17 protein-coding genes and 4 pseudogenes are annotated in these 23,124 nt (G+C 43.0%); all 21 read right to left on the reverse strand.

The features are described from left to right. Window positions 1–30: 30 nt before the first annotated feature. A complete protein-coding gene (locus ACTNB8_RS08310) occupies window positions 31–5,271 on the reverse strand; it encodes a DUF4316 domain-containing protein (protein WP_441053821.1) in 5,241 nt (1,746 codons plus the stop codon). Window positions 5,272–5,289: 18 nt separating this feature from the next. Further along, entirely contained in the window at window positions 5,290–7,386 is a 2,097-nt protein-coding gene (locus tag ACTNB8_RS08315) for a DNA topoisomerase 3 (RefSeq protein ID WP_441053822.1), read from the reverse strand. Between the two features lie 91 nt (window positions 7,387–7,477). Continuing rightward, entirely contained in the window at window positions 7,478–8,158 is a 681-nt protein-coding gene (locus tag ACTNB8_RS08320; protein ID WP_004612753.1) for a CD1107 family mobile element protein, read from the reverse strand. Further along, window positions 8,148–8,486, reverse strand: coding sequence for a DUF4315 family protein (locus tag ACTNB8_RS08325; RefSeq protein WP_004612754.1), 339 nt, complete (start codon window positions 8,484–8,486; stop codon window positions 8,148–8,150). The genes ACTNB8_RS08320 and ACTNB8_RS08325 overlap by 11 nt, the downstream gene beginning before the upstream one ends. Window positions 8,487–8,503: 17 nt before the next feature. Beyond that, a pseudogene (locus tag ACTNB8_RS08330) lies at window positions 8,504–10,975 on the reverse strand (CD1108 family mobile element protein). 32 nt (window positions 10,976–11,007) lie between these two features. After that, window positions 11,008–11,319, reverse strand: a complete 312-nt coding sequence (locus ACTNB8_RS08335) for a hypothetical protein (RefSeq protein WP_096241066.1) — start codon at window positions 11,317–11,319, stop codon at window positions 11,008–11,010. A gap of 93 nt (window positions 11,320–11,412) precedes the next feature. Continuing rightward, window positions 11,413–14,232, reverse strand: a complete 2,820-nt coding sequence (locus ACTNB8_RS08340) for a VirB4-like conjugal transfer ATPase, CD1110 family (protein WP_441053823.1) — start codon at window positions 14,230–14,232, stop codon at window positions 11,413–11,415. After that, entirely contained in the window at window positions 14,210–14,584 is a 375-nt protein-coding gene (locus tag ACTNB8_RS08345) for a PrgI family protein (protein ID WP_096241069.1), read from the reverse strand. The genes ACTNB8_RS08340 and ACTNB8_RS08345 overlap by 23 nt, the downstream gene beginning before the upstream one ends. A 17-nt stretch (window positions 14,585–14,601) precedes the next feature. Further along, window positions 14,602–15,471 carry a VirB6/TrbL-like conjugal transfer protein, CD1112 family gene (locus ACTNB8_RS08350; RefSeq protein ID WP_441053824.1) on the reverse strand — a complete coding sequence of 290 codons (870 nt, stop codon included), beginning with the start codon at window positions 15,469–15,471 and terminating at the stop codon, window positions 14,602–14,604. A 23-nt stretch (window positions 15,472–15,494) separates the two neighbouring features. After that, on the reverse strand, window positions 15,495–15,728 hold the full coding sequence (locus ACTNB8_RS08355; RefSeq protein WP_441053825.1) for a Maff2 family mobile element protein: 234 nt from the start codon (window positions 15,726–15,728) through the stop codon (window positions 15,495–15,497). Between the two features lie 116 nt (window positions 15,729–15,844). Next, window positions 15,845–16,720, reverse strand: a pseudogene (locus tag ACTNB8_RS08360) (VirD4-like conjugal transfer protein, CD1115 family); the annotation flags it as partial. 164 nt (window positions 16,721–16,884) lie between these two features. Continuing rightward, window positions 16,885–18,098: pseudogene (locus tag ACTNB8_RS08365) on the reverse strand (HD-GYP domain-containing protein). Window positions 18,099–18,122: 24 nt separating this feature from the next. Then, window positions 18,123–18,278, reverse strand: coding sequence for a rubredoxin (locus ACTNB8_RS08370; RefSeq protein WP_019161201.1), 156 nt, complete (start codon window positions 18,276–18,278; stop codon window positions 18,123–18,125). A gap of 37 nt (window positions 18,279–18,315) precedes the next feature. Then, complete coding sequence (locus ACTNB8_RS08375; RefSeq protein ID WP_441053826.1) at window positions 18,316–19,017, reverse strand: TraX family protein; 702 nt, start codon at window positions 19,015–19,017, stop codon at window positions 18,316–18,318. 58 nt (window positions 19,018–19,075) lie between these two features. Beyond that, window positions 19,076–19,618 carry a rubrerythrin gene (gene rbr / locus ACTNB8_RS08380; protein ID WP_249310151.1) on the reverse strand — a complete coding sequence of 181 codons (543 nt, stop codon included), beginning with the start codon at window positions 19,616–19,618 and terminating at the stop codon, window positions 19,076–19,078. An 18-nt stretch (window positions 19,619–19,636) separates the two neighbouring features. Further along, window positions 19,637–20,257 (reverse strand): annotated as a pseudogene (locus tag ACTNB8_RS08385) (flavin reductase); the annotation flags it as partial. Further along, window positions 20,250–20,657, reverse strand: a complete 408-nt coding sequence (locus ACTNB8_RS08390) for a Fur family transcriptional regulator (protein WP_441053827.1) — start codon at window positions 20,655–20,657, stop codon at window positions 20,250–20,252. The gene ACTNB8_RS08390 and the pseudogene ACTNB8_RS08385, both read right to left, overlap by 8 nt. Before the next feature lie 135 nt (window positions 20,658–20,792). Then, a complete protein-coding gene (yaaA, locus tag ACTNB8_RS08395) occupies window positions 20,793–21,545 on the reverse strand; it encodes a peroxide stress protein YaaA (RefSeq protein ID WP_441053828.1) in 753 nt (250 codons plus the stop codon). Continuing rightward, window positions 21,545–22,000: a peroxiredoxin gene (locus tag ACTNB8_RS08400; protein ID WP_441053829.1), complete on the reverse strand. Its 456-nt coding sequence runs from the start codon at window positions 21,998–22,000 to the stop codon at window positions 21,545–21,547. The genes yaaA and ACTNB8_RS08400 overlap by 1 nt, the downstream gene beginning before the upstream one ends. A 3-nt stretch (window positions 22,001–22,003) precedes the next feature. Then, window positions 22,004–22,216: a DUF6219 family protein gene (locus ACTNB8_RS08405; protein ID WP_279207536.1), complete on the reverse strand. Its 213-nt coding sequence runs from the start codon at window positions 22,214–22,216 to the stop codon at window positions 22,004–22,006. Between the two features lie 86 nt (window positions 22,217–22,302). Beyond that, window positions 22,303–23,004: an ATP-binding response regulator gene (locus ACTNB8_RS08410; protein ID WP_441053830.1), complete on the reverse strand. Its 702-nt coding sequence runs from the start codon at window positions 23,002–23,004 to the stop codon at window positions 22,303–22,305. Between the last annotated feature and the right edge of the window lie 120 nt (window positions 23,005–23,124).

Genomic DNA, 23,124 nt, shown 5'->3' on the forward strand with positions numbered 1-23,124 from the left:
AAAGTTACAGTAACATCCACTTCTTAAAAACTATTTCTTCTTCCTCTCCATTTCTTCTTCGATTTCCTTCTGTGGCTGTCCTTTTCTCTGACTGGCTATCTTCTTCTGATGATTACGGAGTCGTTTCAGTACCGATCTTCGTGGAGCATTTTTATCTTTTTTCCTTGGAATGTTGTTCATCAGTCCATCAATCATATTGTAGTTGATCTCTGATGCATCCAGATCTTTTGGCTGTACCTGCTCCAAATACTGCACATTCACCTGATATTCCGGGTGATCTTCTGCAAACTGTTTGGCGATCTGCAGTTTCTCCCTCACATTTCCAGAAAGATATTCGTCCGACGGCTCCCATTTTTCACTGATCGGATTCTTAAAGATCACCCCTGCCAGTTCTTCTGTAAGCTCCTCTTCTGTTTTCCCTGAAAGCTGTGCCATATAGGAAAGGTCAACGCCTGCCCTCTCACCAATGCAAACCGCAAGTGCTTCACTGGCAGTATCCACGGAAGTTACCGTTTCTGCCCTGCGGATCGTCCTTTTGGTAAAAATATCCGCTTTCCGTTTCAGTTCTCCCTTATCATCCAGAAATTCCAGAGAAGTCAAAAGACAATAGCTGCTGTCCTGACTGAATGCCCTCTTATTGGCATTGCTGCTGATAAGACCATATTTTGCTGTAAAGATATCATATTCTTCATTGAGTTTTTCCTGCAGCTTTGTGATCTGCTCATCGCTTCCCTCTTCCATCTGACACCGGATCAGTTCATTCGTAACATCACGGATCTTCACCATCCCTTTGACACGTTCCGCTGTCATTGCCGGAAGCTCCATGCAGTTCATCACAGAATTTTCCCGGTAATAGACTTCCTCATTCACTACGGTAAAACTGAAATTCTTTACATCCGGGTCTGCCGGTATAAAGACAACATCCTCCTCCAGCTCTGTATCCGAAAGTTCCAGTTCCGTGATCGTGCCATGGATATTCTGGACAGCTTCTTTTAATTGTTCTTCTAAGGTAATTCCTTCTTTTGGTTTTACGGTCACTTCCTGCTTTCCATACTGGGTACTTTCTGTAGTAAACTCACCAAGCACCATTTCCGGATGCTCTGCAAAATAAGCATTGACTGAATAGCCTTCTGGTGTTTCCTTTAAATTTAACCATTCCGGTTCCTCAATGGATGCCCTGTCCCTTTTCTGGAAAAACAGAATATCAGAAACAACGCTGGTATTGGCATTTCTCTGGAACGCATTATTCGGTAATCGGATGGCTCCAAGCAGTTCTGCCCGGTTTGCGATATACTGTCTCACTGCCGGGTTCTGCTTATCCATCGTTCCACTGGAAGTTACCACTGCAACTACACCGCCCGGACGGACCAGATCAAGGGATTTTGCAATAAAATAATCATGGATCATAAAATGATGCCGGTCATATCTGCGGTCACTGACCTGATACGCCCCAAATGGAACATTGCCTATCACACAGTCAAAAAAGCTGTCCGGATAACTGGTTTCCTCAAATCCCTGTACTGCAATCTTGTTTTTCTGGTAAAGCTGTTTTGCGATTCTTCCCGAAACCGGGTCGAGTTCCACACCGTACATATTGTCTTTGCCCATACTCTCCGGGATCAGTCCCATAAAGTTACCGACACCACAGGACGGCTCCAGAATATTTCCCTGTTTCAGTCCCATATTTTCCAGTACTTCATACATACTTCGGATCACGGTCGGGGACGTATAAAAAGCATTTAAGGTCGATGCCCTTGCTGCACTGTATTCTTCCGGCGATAAAGTATTCTTTAATTCCAGATACTCATTCGCCCAGCTGCTGTTACTCTCCTCAAATGCCTGTGGGATACCACCCCAGCCAACATAACGGGATAAGATTTCCTGTTCTTCGGGTGTTGCCAGACGTTCTTCTTTCTCCAAAGTCTGTAACAAATGGATGGCTTCCATATTTGCTTTATACTTTGCTTTCGGACCGCCTGCTCCAAGGTCATTATCCTGAATCCGAAAGTTATGCGGTTCTGTTACAATCTTTTCTGCTTCCGGTTTCAAATATGGCTGGAATTCTCCTTCATATCCAAACAGTTCATTTTCTCCGGGAATATAATTGCGTCCGGTTTCCAGGCACCGGAACACATCGGCAGTTGGTGCATTGCTGACTGCATAAAACTCATCATACGAATATTTAGGGAAATCTTCTGTATGATAGGTCGACAGATGAAGTTCTGTATTGGAACGGGTCTGTGCAACCAGATCTTTTCCCTCTAGTCCTTCCGGCAATACCCCTACTGCTTCAAAGTGATACCCCTGATACTCAAAAACACCCTCATCCCAGGACTCTGCCAGTTCTTCTGCGGTTTTAGCTGTTGTCTCTTCTTCTGGTTCAGTTGGTTCCTGTCCCTCAGAATCTTTCGTTGTTTCCTGTTCCTGACTTTCCAGAATAGATTCTTCGGCAGTAACCTCTTCCTCTTCTATTTCCTCCACATCTGACATATCGACTACGGTCGGTTCTGCCACTGCCTTCGTATCCAAGAAATCAAACATGGTCATCTGGTGCCCTGACGGTTCTGCAAAGAATGGTTCTGCTTCTGGTGTCGGGAATATCGTATAGGTTCCTTCTGCATACTGATGAAGTTCCGAAAGAAGTTCTGTTTTTTGCTGATAGTTTGTCCCATACGCTTCAAAATCCAATGGAAGAGCTGCCAATGCTGCATCCATATTCTGTAACAGTTCTTCTGTCTGCTCTGGATTCTCTAAAACTACCATCATTTCTTTTCTTGGTTTTTCCCAGAAGAAGTCCTCCGTAAATGGTCTGTCCATCTCTTCCGGAAGACGGTCATAAAAACGGAGTACCTTATTTGCCATCTGCTCCCGTTCATATTCCGGCATACGAGCATAATCTTCTGCCTGCAAGAACTGGTCATTCTTTATCAGATAAGCTACTCTATTTGCAACTTTATTCCAGGATAATAAAATTGACGTATATGGATTCCCATAAGCACCTCTTGCAAGAAATAATCCTTTTCCATCATAGTTTGCGTGTGAATCATCGGCACCAGACAGTGCATGACTGCTTCCACCGATCCCATACTGTTCCTTGATAAAACCTGTCCTCGATCTTTCATCTTCATGCAGCAGATAAAAGGAATACGTCCTAAGCCTGCCCTGCGAATACGCTCCACCTCCTGCAAGATAAGCATCAATCTCATCCTGTGTAATGAACATCGGATGTTCTTTCCAGGCAAAGCCATCCCTAGCCTGATAAGGAATCACCTCATCCGCAAACTTCTGAAACTGCTTTGAGATATTTATAGGATTATAATGATGGAAACGCATAATAGAATGATTTTCTTCATAGGCTTCTGCCAGTGCATCCAGTCTTTCATTCAGTTCCGAAAGCCACTGTGGATCTTCCAGCTTTTCTTCCAGATAATCCGTGATCTCCGGATAGATACTGTGAAGATGTGGTAAATCCTCCTCATCAAAAACAATCTCGGCTACCCCTTCTGCCATATCCCCTTTCATATAGGCAAGAGCCTGTGCATGTTCTTTTACTGCATTGTTTCTTGCTGCATCCAATACAGACTGCGGTGCATATTCACCCTGGTCTAAAAGCTGATGGATACGTCCGCTGACATCTTCCCATGATAAAAATGCCTTATCTAAAATCTGGTCTGTGACCGTATGCCCCACTACGATCTGCATCCCGGTTTCATCAAACCAGACCGAATATTCACTTCCATCAATCTGAAAGCCTTTTCCACCTTTGCGGTATTCACGCTTCACAAACTCCGTATATTCCTCCGGGGCCTGTTCGCTCATAAAATTATAGATGATACGAAGTTGAATGCCCGCCCGGTTTCCTCCTGTCCGTAAAATATCATCGACAACGCTTTCTGGAATCGGGATTTCTCCGGCATAAAGGGCTGCTGCTCTTTCCTCGATCTGCCGTCTTTGTTCATTTGCAGTTGGATATTCGGGCAAAGATAAAGCAGAGGCAATTTCTTCCTCTGCTTTACTCAGTCCATCTTCTCTTGTATCTTCAACTAGCTGTATACCAATTCCGTCAAGATGCTCTCTTCCGCTGTTGCCATCAGTGCGTTCATATGTGCTGTCCAGGCCATCGGGTCTGCTTCCTTGTCCGGTGCCGGATGGTTCTTCAGCAATTTCTCCATCTGGCTGTCCATCCTCTCCTGTGCTGCCTTCTCGATTTCTGCCAGATGGCTGTTCAGCTTTCCTGTCAGGAACAGGCTCTGATACAGGCTGTTCTTGTGTTCCTTCAGGAATCTCCTCCGAAGCATCCCGTATTTCCCTATCGTCACTTCTTCCTCCTCTACGGTCAGGTTCGGAAACAGGTAATCCCCCTTGCGATGATATGTCAGTTCCATAGTCGTTTCCTCCTTCATTCTCGATATTTTCTTCTTTGTTGTTTTCTACGTCCTGATTTTTATTTTCACGCATTAACGTGTTGAAGTTATTATAATTCCTTTCACTGGAAATTTCAACCTCTTTTCTGGCTTCTTCCAGAGAAATTTTATGTACCGTCCTTCCAATGTCAATCAGAACACTCTCACTGATCTGGCTTGCTGCATTTCCAAGAAAGGTCAGTACAGACAGCCGGTTATAATCGGTAATATGCATAAAATCCTCTTCTTCCAGAAGCTCCATCGGTTCCAGACCACACCGTCTGCAAAGCATGTAATATACACTGTCCGTTGCAAGCTGGCGGAAATCACTGCGGATCGTAACTTCATCCAGATCTTCTAGATACGTTCCTTCCGCTGCATATTCCAAGCCGTCCAGATATTCTTCCAGACTGTCTGCGACCATTTCCCTTGCAACCGCCATCAACGCATCCGATAAAGTCCCTGTATCTTTTTCTTCCAGACCATACGCTTCTGCCAGATGGGTAAGGATCTCTTCCTGCTGATGTTCCTGCATCTGCCACAGGTAAGGGCTTCTTCCGCCTGCCACCATGTGCGTATCTGAAATATCAAACACATACCGGAGTCTGGTATTATGACCATTCCCGTCAAGCAGGGCGATTCCCCTAGCTCCCCGGTTTACCCAGCGGAACATTTTCTCATTCCACAGTTCCAGGGACGCACAGGCGGTTGCCTGTGGATGCTGTGCGTGGATCAGTAACTGGTCTGTAAAAGGATACCGGTATAGTCTCGCTGCGGTATCCATATAACCCATCCAGTCCCTTGGCGAACTGCTCACCAATGTCGCATGTTCCTGTGCCAGTTCCCGGATGTCCTGTAATTTCGACATACTGCCTACCTCCTTGCCTTATTTCTTTTTCTTCTTTGGAAATTCCAGATGGAACCTTGGCTTTCCGTCCTCCAGTGTCAGTAAAAGATCTGCGTCAAACTTTATATCTTTTTTTCTGGAATACAGCCCTTTTACATGGGTGCAGGCTTTATCAAGAAGCTCCACTGCCATCTTTTTATCCAGTGTTTTCTCCATGCTTCCTAAGAAACGGTTTTCTTTCCAAAGGGCAAAATCACACTGCCTGTTGGAGCAGTAAAAATTTTGCTTTCCTTCGTAGACATCAGAGCCGCAGACCGGACACTTACCGATCACTTCCCTTGCTTTCTGGAACCTTCTCCTTTCCGTTTCCGGTATTTCCCTGCACACAGAAAGAATCTTATCGACTAAAGAAGTGATCTCACCCATAAACTGTGTATCGGTGATCTGCCCTTTTTCCATCATTAAAAGCTGATTTTCCCATTCGGCAGTCATTGCGGCAGATTTCAGATAAGCCGGCATGACATTCACCAGTTCCCTGCCCTCTGTGCTTGGCAAGATCTGCTTTCCTTTTCTGACTACATAGCCGGAAGAAACCAGTTTTTCAATGATACCTGCCCTGGTTGCCGGAGTCCCCAGTCCTTTCTTCTCTGTCTCCGAATCAAAGTCTTTATTCCCTGCGGTTTCCATAGCGGCAAGGAGGGTATCTTCATTGAATGGTTTTGGCGGGGAAGTAAAATGCACTGTCTTTTCTGCCTTTACCGGAGAAAGCGTCATTCCTTCTTCATATCCATATGGGATGGAAGTTTCTTTTTCCGTTTCTTCTTCCGGCTTGGCTTTCACGCACTGGTTCTTAAAGGCATTCCCCGCCGCTTTAAATCCCATCTGCACCGGCACTTTTCCTCTGGCAGTAAAATCATGTCCCTGACATTTGACCATAATATCCGTCTGCTCATACTGATACTCTTCCCCTGTTGCCTGCACCAGCTGCTGGCAGACCAGCATCATCAGGTTCTTTTTGTCCGCTGTCAGATCAGAGATTCCTTTTTCTACGGCTTCTTTTGTTGGAAGAATCGCATGATGGTCGGATACTTTTGCATTGTTAATCACTCTGGTGATGTTATGTCCCAGCTGTCCATAATCCAAGAACGGAAGTAAGACTGGCATTTTCCCTACCAGTTCCTCTACGGTATCCCTCATATCCTCCGTCACGAACTGGCTGTCCGTTCTTGGATAAGTGACCAGCTTTTCTTCATATAATTCCTGCAGCATATCCAGTGTTTTCTTTGCCGTATAGCCAAAGTAACGGTTTGCTTCCCTTTGCAGACTGGTCAGATCATAAAGTTTGGGAGGAAACGCTTTCTTTTGTTCCCTCTTTATCTGTGTAATCACTGCTTCCGAATCCATACATAAGGAAGCAAGGAGATCGGCTGCTTCCTCATTTGCAATATTTTCAGAAACTACCGTAAGCCTTCCGTCTGTCAGTGCTACTTTATAAAAGGCTTCTTTCTGAAAATGCTCAATCTTATCCTGACGTTCCGCAAGCATGGCAAGCGTTGGCGTCTGCACTCTGCCCACAACCAGACGTTTAAAATAACAGGTCGTATATGCCCTAGTTCCGTTCATTCCGATCAGCCAGTCTGCCTGTGCCCTGCATACCGCAGCCATGCAGATATTCCGGTATTCCTCTGCTCCTTTCATTGTCTGAAAACCTGTCCGGATTGCCGTATCTTCCATGGAACTGATCCATAAACGCTTCACCGGTTTCCTGCATCCGGCAAGGTCATACACTCTCTGGAAGATCAGTTCCCCTTCCCTTCCTGCATCACAGCCATTTACCAGATAGTCCACATCTGCCCGGTTCATCAGGCTTTTTAACACATCAAACTGTTTCTTTTTATCTCTGGAAACTTTCAACTTCCAGACCTGCGGGAGAATCGGAAGGTCATCAAACTGCCATTTCTCATATTTCGGGTCATATTCCTCCGGCTGTGCATACTCTGCCAGATGCCCAAGGCACCAGCTGACAATACAGCTCTCCCCTTCTAAATATCCGTCCTCTTTTTTATAAGCTGACAGGTTTTTGGCATAACTCTGTGCCACACTTGGTTTCTCTGCGATCACTAAAAATTTTGACATACGTTTTTCTGTCCTTTCTACTGAAAAAGGGCAGCCAAACTACTCTGGCTGCCCCTGTCCTTATTTTGGTTGCTTCTTTGAAGATGGAAGTTTATTCTTCCTCATCCTCTTCTTCATTTACATACGGTCCATCAGAAAACTCCAGCTGTTCGCTTACATAGTCCTCCTCTTTGCCACGTCCATGCTTTTTATAAACGGCAATCCCTGCCACTCCAAGAATCACTGCAAGTACGATTGCTCCAAGTCCTTTTACATTCATTCCCGTCTTTTCTTCTTTCTTCACTTCGGTTTCCTCCTCTACTGCCGGGGTAGTTTCCGGTGTGGTTTCCGGAATCACTACGGTTGATTCTTCGGTTTCTTTGCTCTTTTCTGTCTCATCCAGAAATTCTGCCAGGTCATTCTCATCGACCAGGGACATCATGTACACGTTTTCTGTATTGCTGGAACGGTCAATGACCATATAAAATGTATTTCCCTTCTTGGTCTGGATGGTAAGGAACTGTTTCGTATCATCATTTTCCTTATCATCCACCAGCTGGGCATTTCCCGGAGTAGAAAAAGCCGAATTATCCCCTTCCCCGGTGACCCTTCCGGTATCCTCTTTCTTCTCCGTATCTTCTGTTGATTCTGTTGCCGTTTCTTCTACTACCTGTGTCGTTGTCTCCTCCGCCGGTGGGTTTGCGTTTGCATAAACCGTAGCAATGGATGTCCCGGAGATCATGGTGACTGCCATGGCAATCATAAGCAGTTTCTTTACCACTTTATTCCTCATCGTCTAAAACCTCTCTTTCTGTCATCTGACCAACAGGTGGTCTGTGAACTTCTTCGTTGTTTTCCTTTTTCTGCGGAGCTTTTGCATCCTCCACCGTGATACCGCCGTCCTCATCCATCTGAATCGTAACGGTTCCTTTCTGAATCCCGTCAAGCAGGACAAGCAGGCTGCGGCTGTCCAGCTTCATGGAACGGAACGACTTAACGATCTCTATATCTTCCATCTGCTGTCTCAATGTATTCTGCCGCTTCAGGTGTTCCTGTAATTCAGCGATCTTATCCTCTGTTTTCTGAATATCATTCAGAAGTTTTTTTAATTTCATGTTCATCTGCCCTGTCACCTCCTCTAATGCAGACGACCAAACGCCATAAAATGTTCCTGCCAGTAAGCACTTGCAATGCTGGTATACTGGACAGGCTTGCCACAGTGAATCATCATGTTATTGCCGACATAGATTCCCACATGGCTTGCTCCCGGTGTGTCATAGATTCCCTGGAAGAAGATCAGATCTCCCGGTTTTGCCTCCGATGGTGATACCTGCGAACAGTGTGACCGCAGCTCATCGGCAGTACATCTTCCGACATTCCATCCATTTCCACAGTTATTGATAACCCAGCTTACAAAGCCGGAACAGTCAAAACCACTTGGGGAATAACCGCCCCATACATATGGAACACCCAGATATTTTTCTGCTACCTGTATCATTTTTGCAAACTGTGGATCAGATAAAGCATCTGCCGGTATGTCGTAACCAAATCCACTGCTTCCGGTGGGTATGCTGTTTAGATCAAACAGATAATCACGGTTGCCATAATATTTGTTATACGCATCGTAGCGTTCCTGTTCTTCCTCTGTCATACGGCTCCTTAACACGGCATCCAGGCTGTGGTTTGTCATCGTCACATCCAGACGGTTCACCTCTTTTGTAGTCGTGACCTGCACTTCCTGGTTTCCATTGCTGTCTGCTATGTAGGCTTCCCATGTCTGGTGTCCATGTGCGGATGCCGCCGCATGATTGTCATAGTAAACATCGAACTGTACCCCATATCTTGCGAACGCTCCGGTATCTTCTACTACATATTCCACACCGTTCATGACTACATGGGTTCCGATCGGCACAAATGGATTCGCCGCATCCACGGCAATCGTATGGTTTGCTGTCGGCATTGCCCCACTGGCTGTCGGTCCGCCACTCCACTGGCCACAGCAGATCGGGCAGTTACAGTACCCACTTGTCACAACCAGTCCCAAGGACTCCCCTACCCGGACAGTCTTGGTTTCTGTAACTGTTTCTCTGGTAGAGTCTGTGGTGATTCCATACTGCTGTCGGAAGATCTCCTTAATCTCCTCTGCCACTTCATCGTAAGTGAAGCCGCCGTATTTTACCGTAAGATAAGAGATCAACTGATATGGGTTATGACCGATCTCATCAATCTGGTACCGGTATTCGTCATAATCCGGATGGGTGGATTCCATCTGATTGATCTGTGTATTCAGTGCTTCTTCCAAGGCACGGTACGCATTTTCAGCGGCATAAATATCTTCATCCGTACTGGAATAGCTGGTAGAGATGATTGCGGAAGAAGCTCCCTGCAAAGATGCCGTACAGCTGGTAAAACTGGCTGCGATCAGCACAAAGATCAGAGCAAAGACAGCTACCGTGGCAAAAATCCCCCGGTTCTGTGCCGCCACCATCTTGACGGCATCTTTCGCTTTTTCCGTAAACTTCTGTGCGGAAGTGATCGCTGCATCCTTTACTTTTTTACTCTGTCTGGCTGCCTGATACTGCTTCTGGTAACGCTTCTTCTGAAAGAGTTTCTGCAGGGCAGATTTCTTTTTCTTCTCTGCTTCTCTTTTCACTGCGTCCTTCGCTTCATTTCCATAGGCAGTCTCAAATATCAGCCTGCTCCTTTCTGCTTCATCCAGGACGCTTTCTTTTAATCTCCGAGATTCTTCCCTTCACCCTTTCAGCCGTTCCCGCATGTAGATGGATTTCCTTGCAAGGCTTTCCCCGACAAGCTCTGCCCGGTGTGCCCCTTCCACTGCCGCATTTTCATCCTCTTCTTCGTGCGTTTTCCAGTGTGCTGCTGTGACTGCCGCATCTTTGACTTCCGATGCCGGATTCCGGATACCGATCCCGGCACCATGTACCATGCCGTCACCCTCATCACCAAAAGACAAACGGGAAACTTTTTTCCGCTGTTCCTTCAGCACCCGTTCCCTTTTGGACTTGCCTTTGATCTCCTCGTGGAACTTATCCAGGGAATCTTCCATCACTTCGGAAGTTTCCCGGTAACGGGCAGATTCTCTTTTGGCTGCTTTTTCTTCTCTGGAAGTCTCCTTTTCCTTCCTTCTTTCCTTTGCAGCATAATCCCTGACCATCTTTTTCTTCCGAAGATCCCGGCTGTCTGCAACTGTCTCCAGATATGCCCGTTCCCCTCTTGGCTGTCCACGGATACTCTCTGTGCGAAAGGCAGATTTGGGATTTTCTCCATTTTCAACGGAAATATCTCCCTCTATTTCTACCTCTTCACCCATATCTGAGTTTATATCCTGGTCGGATACATGTTCCCTGCTATATCTGGGTTTTCTGGAACTCTGCTCCGGCTGCTCCATCTCCCGTTCTTCTTTAAGCCGTTCATGTCTGCGTTTACTAAAATCCAGTTCCTCTTTCTTCTCACTGCGGGAAATCTCGGTATCCGTATCCCGTCCGGTGATCCTTTTTTCTTCCTTGTTCCGGAGGTTTTCTTCCCGCAGACCATCCCGGCTCATTTTCTGGACGGTTTTATCTCTCGCCTTATACTCATGCTCCTGCAACTTTGACCATCCCCTTTACTGTTTTGTACCGGTTATTCTGTCTTATCCTGATAGTCCTCCCATTTTTCCAACACTTCATCTGCCATCCCTGCAATGGAATCCGTCAGCTTGTCTGTCATTCGCTCACTTAAAGTCCCCCTTACAGCCAGACAAGATACAATTCCCGTAAAGTCAATCAGTTCTGCCAGATAGATAAGGTCATCCACCATTTCATCAGCCATTACTTTTTCCTTTCTGTCCTTTTCCATTTTCAAAATCTCCTTTTCATTGTCTGCACAGATTCTTTCTGCAAATACGCAGCAAGGCTCACCGCTGCATCTCTCCATGTTTCTGTAATCTTCCATCTTGTAATCCTCCATGATTTCCGGGCAGAAAAATTGCCGGAAGTATCTCCCGGCTCATCCTCTACTCTGTTTTATTTTGTTTCGTTTATTTCTTTAATCGTTCCGTTCTCCAATACCAAGTTTCTTCCGTTTCTCCACCTCGTCCGGCTTGGAAGTCATCAGGGCATACAACATCAGGGAATTATCAAACTTATCCTTGAACGGGATAATGGTACTGCCATAAAAGACCAGTCCCTCACCTTCCCCGCTGTTCGTTACATAAGAAAGCTGGTGTGGGGAAATGTTGAGCTGCTTTGCAAGGATCTGTCTGTCACCGGATGCCTGATTGAGCATCAGTATAAAGTCAGAGTTTTCAAAGATGTTCTCAATCTCCCGGCTGGCTAACAGGTCTTTTACGTTCTGTGTGATACCCGTCGGGATACCACCCCATTTACGGAATCGCTTCCAGATCTCCACGCTGTATGCTGCTGTCTGCTCCTCTTTTAAGAGCAGATGGAACTCATCAATGTAATATCTGGTACTCTTATTCGCAGAACGGTTGATCGTTACCCTGTTCCACACCTGGTCCTGTACGATCAGCATCCCCAGTTTTTTCAGCTGTTTTCCCAGATCCTTAATGTCAAAACATACGATACGGTTACTCAGTTCCACGTTGGTTCTATGGTTAAACACTTTTAAGGAACCATTGACGTAAATCTCAAGTGCCGTTGCCAGACGCTGTGCTTCCTGCTCTTTCTGATTACGGAGAAGATTATATAGATCCTCTAAGATCGGCATTTTTTCCGGTACCGGGTCAGAAAGGAAATCCTGATAGACCAGCCTTACGCATCGGTCAATGACGGTCTTTTCAACCGGCTCCAGTCCGTTCTTTCCGCCTACTACCGGCTCACAAAGAGACAGGATGAAGTCCGATTTTAAGGAAAGCGGGTCATCATCGTCAGCGTAATCCAGGTTAATATCCATCGGATTGATATAATCGTGGCTGGTCGGGGAAATACGGATCACCTGTCCATGAAATGCCCGGACTAACGGATAATATTCACCTTCCGGATCACAGACGATAATGTCATCTTTCGTCACGATAAATGCGTTTGCAATCTCTCGTTTTGCCGCAAACGACTTACCGGAACCCGGTGTACCAAGAATCAGTCCGTTCGGGTTTTTCAGCTTCTTCCTGTCTGCCATGATAAGGTTATTGGACAGGGCATTTAATCCATAATAAATAGATTCCCCAGCCATAAATAATTCCTGTGTGGTAAACGGAACAAAAATTGCTGTGGATGTCGTTGTCAGTGCCCGTTTGATTGGCACAAAATTCATCGCAAGCGGCAGGCAGCTCATCAGTCCCGGCTCCTGCTGGTAATCCAGCCGTTTCAATGCACAATTATATTTCTGTGCGATGCCGGCAGTCTGGAACACCACATTTTCCAATTCCTGTTTGGTCGGTGCGGTATTTAAAAACAACGCTGTCACAAGGAACATTCGCTCATTTCTGGACTGCAGATCTTCCAGAAGCCTTTTTGCTTCCCCACCGTATGTATTTAAGTCCGAAGGGATAATGTCCATGTCATAACCTGCCCGAACCGCTTTTTTCTGTTCCTCGATCTTCATACGGTTAATATCCGTCACCTTGCTTTTCACCAGTTTGATCGCCTTCATCTGGTCGATGGACTGGATATGGAAATTTACCATCAGGTTACTGTCCATCTCCAGAAACTCTGCCAGCATCTTGTCGGTAAGTTCCGGTGCAAGGATCTGTAAATAGGAAACAGCTCCCATCGTGCCGCCCATCTCAAAATCTTTTCCATTCTTAAATACAAAACTGGTCGGTGCGACATAATCCTTGGTACTAAGCCCTGTCCGAAGTACATCGTCATAAGAGAAATGGAACGGAACTTTGCTGTCCTGGTTAAAGGTTTCATACATGATCTGTAACCGTTCCTCTCCGTTCAGCGGATAGGCAGATACCCCAAGGATCTTAAAGTTATTCAGAATATCCGACTCGATACGTTCCAGTTTTGGCCGTGCTTCCCGGATATTCTCCGCTTCAATCCCAAATGTGATATATTTGGTACGCATCAGCCCGTTATTTCCTTTTGCCAGCTGGTTATTGAGCATCTGGGCAAACTCCATACGCAGGTCATCAAATGCATCCTCCTGCGGATTGATATGGATGACCTTCTCATACTCTGCCATGTTGCTGTGCTGGTTGATAAAAGACAGCTGAAAATGAATCGTGCTGTCAAAGTAATTCAGGAAATCACACCAGTTTTCAAAGATGGCGTTCTTATCTTCATTCTGTGCCAGCTGATAGTTGATGTCATAAAAACGGATCGTCTTGGAATAAAACTTGTCCTGCACCCGGCAGATACCGTCCCTTCCCATCTCATGGTATGGAATCGACTGCTGTGCAGTGATCCTCTTATCTCTGGCACTATCCGGTGTTTTCTTTCCTGTCCCACTGCCTTTCGTTCCGGAAACCACTTTTCCTGCCGGACGCTGCCCCGACGGTGCTGCGACAGGTCTGCTCTTTTTCTTTTTTGCGTTTTTCTTTGCGTCACGCACTGCCTGCTTTTCTGCTCTGGCTGCCAGCTTTGCTTCCCTTTTTGCATTTTTCTTATCCGCTTTTTCATGTTCCTTATGCAGTTTTTCTTCATATTTCTGTGCCCTTTTGAGGGCTTTCTTTTCCCTGCGTGTCAGTTTCCGGTTCGGTCTGCGGACACCTCTTTGCCGTTCCAGTGCTTCATACCCTGTCACCATCGGCTCATCATGCAGTCTGCCGCTTACTGGTCTTCTTTTCATTGCGGGGTCTGGAAGTTCTTCTTCTCCATCCTCCTCATCCAGCCAGTAATCATCCGGATATAATTCGTCTAAACTCTGTGGCGGCTGTCTATCGTTTTTTCTTTTTAACACTCTTCGTTCCCCCTTTCTTCTTTCTGACCACGGTATATTTTTTCTCGTACATATTTTCCATCTGGTACTTGCGTACCGGAGGACGGATAAATTTTACGGTGATCATATTTTTTAAGACCTTTTCTAACGGAAGCCCATCCTTCTCATACATGGCAAACAAAAATGCCGGAAGCATCAGAAGGCACATCCCGGTCGCTGCGTTACTGGAACCAATAATTCCCCTGCTTAAGAAATAAAACGGAAGCCCTACCGCCGCCGCAATCCCAAAGCAGATCAGCTGCCGTTTCGTCAGATTGAAAATGATCTTATTCTTGACCTTGGTTAAGTCTTTAGGCACAGATACAAATGCCATTGCCAATTCCTCCTTTCTTAATGGGCGTTAAAGATACTGCGGGCGAAGTTTCCTGTTTTCATCAGACTGAAACACAGGATCACCGTGTATGCCATCACGCCGAACAATGCAGAATGTATGTTATCTGACATTTGGATGTTTGCGACCAGGACCGCATAGATTCCCACGCAGACCATTATAAAAAATCCCTGGAATGCCAGTGCAAACAATCCACGAAGATAGTTGTTCCCGATCTGCCCCCATTCCCGGTTGGACATGGTTGCGAACGGGATCGCTCCAACGGACGAATAGAGATAAATCTCAATCATACGTCCATACAAAATCACTGTAATAAAGACTGAGATAATCTTCATACACAGGCTTACAAGCATCGTTTCCAGTGCCAGTATGACAAGTTCACCAATCTCCATAGATTCCATCGCCGTTTCCATTGTAGAGATCATCGTATCTATATTGATCGCTGTATCAGAACTGATAACTCCAGCTGCCCGGCTGACTACGGACTGCCCGACATCAAATACCGCCATCGTGATCGTAAAGGTATGGCTGACGATCCAGACTGCCACCCACATCTTGAAAAAGTATTTAAAGAACATCCAGGTGTCGATGTCGTGCATGTTGTTCTTTTCCGTCAACATGGAGATCAGCTCATAACAAAGTACAAATGTGATAATCATACCGGCAATCGGTACAATGACCGACTCGGAAAGATTCTGTATCATGCTGTAAATGCTGCTATTCCAGCCCTGCGGTGTCTGCCCAACCTGAGCAGCAATCTGACCGGTCTTTTCATTGACATCGGTATACATTGTTGTCAGGTTGGAACTTACCATGCCTGTCAGAAGATTCCTCATCCATTCTTCAATCGCTTCAAATATCCGATCCATGAGTCATCTCCCTCCTGCTTCTCTCAGCTGAACAATCCGGACAGTAACGGTACCAGCTGGGTGCCAATCAGAACGACACCGCCTCCTGCCATCAGCTGCTTGATCCCCTGGGACTTTGCACCTGGGTTGTCGTTTCCATATCCTTCTAACAGGTTAATAACACCCCATACTGCAAGTCTTGCTCCGATTGCCACCACTAGTGTCTGTAAAATATTGATTGCCTGATTAAAAACGCCATATTCGTTGTCTCCTTTCAAATCTCTGTATTTCTTTGGTTTCTATCTTTAAGAAGTCTTTTCCGGCTCTGCCCTTACGGGCGGCCTTTCATGATCTCTCAAATCCATCACCTCCCAAAAGGGCAAAGAAAAAAGAGCTATGTGTCCGAATCTTTCACATGCTCTGCTTCCTTGTTTTCTGTATTTAATTCTTTTGCCAGACTCTCTTCCGAAAACTCATACAGGTCAAATTCCTGTGTCCTCGTCAGTTTCACTTCCATCCGATGCCGCATATACGCTTCCACATCAAACTCATTTTTCTTATCGTAGTCTGACAGCTCCTTATACCGTTTGTGTTTGGTAATATCGAACTTGTCACTGAAAAATGGTCTTACACCTCGAAGCTGCAAGATACATTTGCTGCCATCCATGACCGCAAGTTCGTCCCGGCTCATCAATTCCTTTCCTGTTTTTTGATAGTTCATACCGTAAGAACGGCTCTGTCCACGGGTGTCCGAAGTGTTATATAAATCAATCGTTTCTTTTCCCAGCGTCTCGGAAATCTCCTTTAAGGTCGAACTTTCCTTACCGCCAAGGAATAACATCGTGTCGCAGTTACCTAAGATTGTCTCAGCTGCATCTTTGTAGATCGTCTTTAACTGGGACTGCGACTGGAGGATAATAGATGCAGAGATTTCCCTGCTACGGATGGTGGCGATCAGCTTGTCAAACTTTGGAATCTGACCGATATTTGCGAACTCGTCACAGAGGATTCTGACATGATATGGCAATCTTCCATGATGTACATCGTCCGCTCTGTCACATAACAGGTTGAATAACTGGCTGTACATCATCGCCACAACAAAGTTAAAGGTATCATCCGTATCAGAAATGATAATAAACAGTGCTGTCCTCTGGTCACCTACCATATCCAATTCCATCTCATCATAGCTCATGATCTCACGAAGCTCTGCAATGTCAAACGGTGCAAGCCTTGCACCACAGGAAATCAAAATACTCTTTGCTGTTTTTCCAGTAACAAAATGTCAATAGTTTTTTAATCACTTTTTCCCAAAAATGGGCAAAAAAATAGAGCATATGAAATTTTCCATACACTCTATTTTATATTGTATTTCAAATTTGTCAGATTAAGTATAAATTGCAATTTTATTGAATAAAATCACACGCTTTAACACGCTTATTTGAAGCACTCTCTAATCTTGTTTGAAATATCAGAATCAACAAAGCCTTTCTGTGCCATATCATCAAGTATCCCACACGCTTTGTCATGTGACAAACCCTTCTTATAAGGTCTGTCTTCGGTAAGTGCCTGATAAATATCAATGCACGCCATAATACGTTCTGGCTCATTTAATTCATCAGCAGTTTTTCCAAAAGGATATCCTTTTCCATTTAACTTTTCATGATGAAGAGCCGCCCAGTCTCGTATTTTCTCAAAATCATTAACTTCCGACAATATGAGATATGTATAACCAGCATGATTTTTCATTTTTGAAAATTCATCATCCGTAAGTTTATCCGGTTTTTCCAAAATTTCATTACCAATTGCCATTTTTCCGATATCGTGCAAAGCACCTGCCAGATACATTTTCTGTACACTTATTGAATCAAACCCTATGTATTTGGAAAAGAGAGCCGCTTTTTCAGCCACCCCTATAGAATGCATACTGGTAAAAGGCGATTTATAATCTACAATCTTTGCAAAGAAATCTGCAACATTTTTACACGTTTCCCAGTCAAGATCTTGTTTTTCCCTTGGGATGATTTTCCATAGCTCTGATTCAAAAGAATCATCCCTTAAATCCTGGAAGGATTCTTTTGAGAATGCTTTAAGAAAAGCATCCACACATTCGGAATCAAATAACCGATCCTTGTTTTTTGAAAGATACTGGCATATAAAGTCCCATCTCTGCTCATTAAAATCCTTACTGTTTCCAATGATATCAATCATATCAGCAAGATGAATAATTCTTGCAAATAATGGTGTTTCCTGCCATGTCTTCTGAAATGGACCCGTTCCATCAGCATGTTCATGGTGATATAATATGACATTTGAAACATCTGTTTTAAATGGAATTTTTGAAATATTTTTCTCACCATAAATGCAATGGAGATTCGTTTTTCTTCTGATAAATCAATATCCGAATTATTTTTCAATTCTTCAGAAATATATTGTGTCAGAGCGTTATCATGTAACAATGCACATATGGCTAAATCTTGCAGCGCATCACTTTGGATTGCCCAGTATTCAGCCATACGCACACTTATATATGCAACTCTTTTCCCATGTTTATTTTTGATATTTACCAGTTCTGCTTCAATACAATCCAAGGCATATGAGCAGGCTCCTGCCAGTCCGACAATATCTATAGCAAGTTGCTCTTTTTTCATTGATATAATCCCATCATAATTTATTTATACTTCTGAGAACTGATCTTTTCCTACGGAACATAACGGACATTCAAAATCTTCCGGAACATCTTCCCATTTTGTTCCCGGTGCGATACCACCTTCTGGATATCCTTCCTCTTCATCATACTCCCATCCGCAAACATCACATACGTATTTCATTAGTTAATCCTCCTAATTCTGATTTTCTTAAGTATTATTAAAATCCAAAATACATTTTTATCATACCCAGAACGAAGAGATGTACTGGATAAAACAAATAATTTACAATCTTATTCTGCCTTCCCCGTTCTCCATTATATGTAAGGGTTAATCCAAATCCCAATAATGCCCACGGTTCTTTATACATAGCCAAAAAGCAAAATGGAATTGGCCAAACAGGTTTTTCATGAAAAATATATAAAAAATACCCAATTAAGACTGCATGATACTCATAATCCAATCCCAATATCATCGCACTCAGGCATCCGGCTCCCACGATTACAGCGGAAATGAAATACCATAATATACGCCAGCGTACTCCTATTTTTTCTTTTAATGTATCTATGATCCAAATGATAACGAGTACCAAAGCCAATGTGAACATAATATTATTTCCATTTGGCTCAAAATAGGATGCCGTTGTAAACATGTCATATGGAATTTCTGAGATTATTCCAAACAAAAGAAGCATACCTAAATATTTCCACCTGTTTGTCGTTCTGAAATAACCTTCTATCAATAAAAATATAAAGATCGGGAAAGCTATTCTTCCTAATATGTCAAAAATATCACTTATCACAAGCAATATTCCTCCATTCAAATTAGGATAAATCAGAGCCTTATTTACATGATCTATGAGCATAGTTGTAAATGCGATATACTTTAATTGTGCTCCGGATAATATTTTCAGTTTGTTCATTTCCGTTCCTCATTGTATCGTATAACAGACATACCCATATTCATATCTGCAATTCACATTAATAATTTTCTGCATGTACTTCAAAATAACTCTGCGGGTGATTGCATACCGGGCATACTTCCGGTGCTTTTGTTCCTACTACAATATGTCCGCAGTTACGGCATTCCCAAACTTTCACTTCACTCTTTTCAAATACCTGTGCAGTTTCGATATTTTTAAGAAGTGCACGGTATCTTTCTTCATGATGTTTCTCAATCTCTCCTACCGCTCTGAATTTTGCAGCAAGTTCCGGAAAACCTTCTTCCTCTGCTGTTTTGGCAAATCCTTCATACATATCTGTCCACTCGTAGTTTTCACCTTCTGCAGCAGCAGCTAAATTTTCTTTTGTGTCACCAATTCCAGCCAGCTCCTTGAACCACATTTTTGCATGTTCTTTCTCATTATCGGCTGTTTTTAAGAACAATGCTGACATCTGCTCATAGCCTTCCTTTTTTGCAACAGAAGCAAAATAAGTATATTTATTTCTTGCCTGTGACTCTCCTGCAAATGCCTCCTGTAAATTTTTCTCTGTCTGTGTTCCTGCGTATTTGTTTACTGCCATTTCCTTTACCTCCGCTTTCTTTATCACTTTTTCAAAATCTGATGCCGGATGTTTGCACAAAGGACATACAAAATCATCCGGTAATTCTTCTCCTACATACTCATATCCACAGATCCTGCAGCGCCATATTGTCTGACCATCTTCTGTTTTTCCTACTGCCTGTGGCTTAGGTTTTATGTGATTCTGATAATACTCATATGTTACAGAAGGGATATCACTTAAGACTTCCATATCTGTTATTTCGCCAATAAACATTGTATGGGAACCCAGATCTTCTGTTTTATTAACACTTACAGAAATATACGCATTTGTTCCTTCTGTGATATAGTAAATGCCATTTTCGCCCCTTGCACATTTTTCAAATGTTTCAAACTTATTCATATCCCGCCCGGATTGAAAACCAAAATGTTTAAATAATTCAAACTGGGCACTCTGGCTTAATACTGACACTGTGAATTTTCCGGTCCTTTGGATCATTTCATGTGTATAATTTGCCTTATTTACACAGATACTTAATTGATTTGGTTCCAATGCCGCCTGGATCGCAGTGTTAATGATACAGCCATTATCCTTTTGGGCTTCTCTGGCAGTCAGTACAAATAATCCATAACTCAGCTTATACATTGCTTTTTTATCCATTCTGCTCCTCCTTCATCTTCTCCCTGCATCTCGGACAAATGCCTTTAAAAGAAATATCATATTCCAAAAAATCAATTCCATGCGTATCATGAATTCTTTTCATTAAATCCGGTTTTTCCTCCATATCTACATCCGATACCTCACCACATTTTATGCATCTCACATGATAATGATTTTTCAATGTGATATCGAACCGGTTTGCTCCATCTGGCACTTCAACCTTTCTCAGAGCCCCTTCTTCTGACAGTATATCAAGATTTCTATATACCGTTCCTTTTCCAATGGTAGGATATTCCATCTTTAGAAATTCATATACTTCATTTGCTGTAACATGCCTTTTCATTTCATATACGGCATTTTTCACAAGATCTTTCTGAATTGTATTTCTTCTGTTAGTCATTTGTCCTCCTTATTAGGATTTGTTCTTAATTAGAAGTATATATCAGAAGTTTTAAAATGTCAACATTAAATTAGTAATAATTACTATTTTTAAAATGATGATAGCACTTTGTAAATATCCCTTTTTCGCACAATCTTATTCCATAATTTTTCGTTCAAAAACATATTCCATTTCAGATGATAAATCTCTTCTAAAATTGTATCCAAGTCTGTCAAACGTTTGTACGTCTGCAGGATTTTCAATTTCTTTTTCTGCCATATATCTGACCATCTCACCACGAGCCATCTTAGCATATGTACCTTTTGTTACCAGTTTATCCCCTGATTGTTCACAAAACGTAACCGTAATATATTTGTCTTTATCTGATAAATATTTTTCTATACATTTCGAGTATTCTTTTGATGCAAGATTAATGATAATCCTGCTGTCATCAAGCACTGAACGATATAATCTTTCACCCCAATAGTCATATAGATTTTTTGTATCTTCTATTTCAGCTTTCGCCTGCATCTCCAGGCGATAAGGGGTCACACCATCCATCGGTTTTAGAACACCATAAAACGCAGACAGTATCCTCAAATGATTTTGTATATAATCAAACTGCTGGTTTTCAAACACAGATGGTGCCATATACTGAAATGCGATTCCCTCATACGATAAAACAGCCGGTGTAAGCATATTATAAAGATCCATATTTTCTAATCTGTTGAAATTTTGTTCTGCAATCTTGTCATTACATTTCCAGATAGCTTTTAATTCTTCTTTTGATCTGCTTTTCATCCAGTTCAATATCTCTGCTGTCCTGTCAATAAATTCTGGCAGTCCAACTGGTGCTATACTATCTGTATCGGTAATCATTTTTTTTGCAGGTGATAATATAATCTTCATTATGCCAATTCCTTAATCATGTTTTCAGGATCATTCGCCGCCCTGACTTTATCATTTGCTTTTATAATGATTCCACACTCATCAATAAGATATGTAGTTCTTACCACACCCATAGAAACTTTTCCATAGTTTTTCTTTTCTTTCCAGACATCATACGCTTCAATAACTTTACGTTCCGGATCAGCTAAAAGTGTAAATGCAAGTCCGTATTTTTCTTCAAATCTTTTATGAGATGCTACGGAATCTTTACTAACCCCAAGAATGACCACCCCCTTTTCCATGAATTGAGGATATCTTTCTGAAAAACCACATGCCTGCTTCGTACATCCTGCTGTATTGTCCTTTGGATAAAAATATAAAATCACTTTCTTTCCTGCATAATCGGATAATCTATGGATTTTTCCATTCTGATCTGGTAACTCAAAATCTGGTGCCTTTATTCCTACTTCAAGCATTCTTTACTCCTCCGTCTTTGCCGCTTTCTCTTTATTAACCTTTGCTTTCCTATTTCCGGAAATCATTTTATGCCCTGTATATATAGCCATTATCATGCACAAAAGAGAACCCACTGCAAAATATTTATGATTTGATTTTGAACCTTTTTGTCCTGTATAAAAAGTACCAAGCATTGTAATTAACGCTCCTAGTGACCAGTATTTATGTGCCTTCATACGATACCTCCGTTTTTATATTTTTCAGTGTCTGTAACAGTAATTATACTCTACAGCAAACCTGTGTCAATTTAATAGCAAAGCAATCACAGACATTTATTTTTTTTTATACAATCTATTTTTATCTGTTCACAAATAGTTTTTTTCACTTTTTCAATATCCAAAGGTTTTGCTAAATGTGCATTCATTCCTACATCTAAACATTTCTGTACATCTTCCTCAAAAGCATTGGCGGTCATTGCAATGATCGGAACTGTGCCTGCATCTGGTCGATTTAATGATCGAATCGCTTTAGTAGCTGCTAGTCCATCCATTACCGGCATCATGATATCCATAAGAATTGCATCGAATGTTCCCACTGGATTATTATTGAATAATTCAACAGCCTGCTGCCCATCATTGGCCATTGTAATAATTGCACCTTCATCTTCCAAAAGCATTTCTGCAATCTCGGCATTCAACTCATTGTCCTCGACTAACATAAGATTCAAACCATGAATATTATTCTTCTTATCAGTCTCTTCCTTCTTAGCTTTTTCTGGTGCAGATGCTATCTCAAAAGGCAGTTCAATTACAAAGGTTGATCCCTTTCCAATTTCACTGGTAACAGAAATCATACCACCCATTTTATCAACCATTTTTTTCACAATAGACATACCAAGTCCGGTTCCATGATAAACGCTGCGGGCATCCGCTTGTTCTTGTGAAAAAGGTTCAAAAATATGTTGCAGAAATTCTTCACTCATGCCAATTCCTGTATCAGAAATTGTCCAGCGATAAGTAATCACATTATCCTTTTGAATATTCTTGTGCGGTAACACCGCAAGTCCGGCAGACGGGAAACCGTCTGTCCGGGCTAGCGGGAACCGCTTATGCGAGTTTACTCACGTAATGTTTTGTCCAAGCCA

Source organism: Blautia sp. HCP28S3_G10 (genome assembly GCF_052065235.1).
Lineage (GTDB): Bacteria > Bacillota > Clostridia > Lachnospirales > Lachnospiraceae > Blautia_A.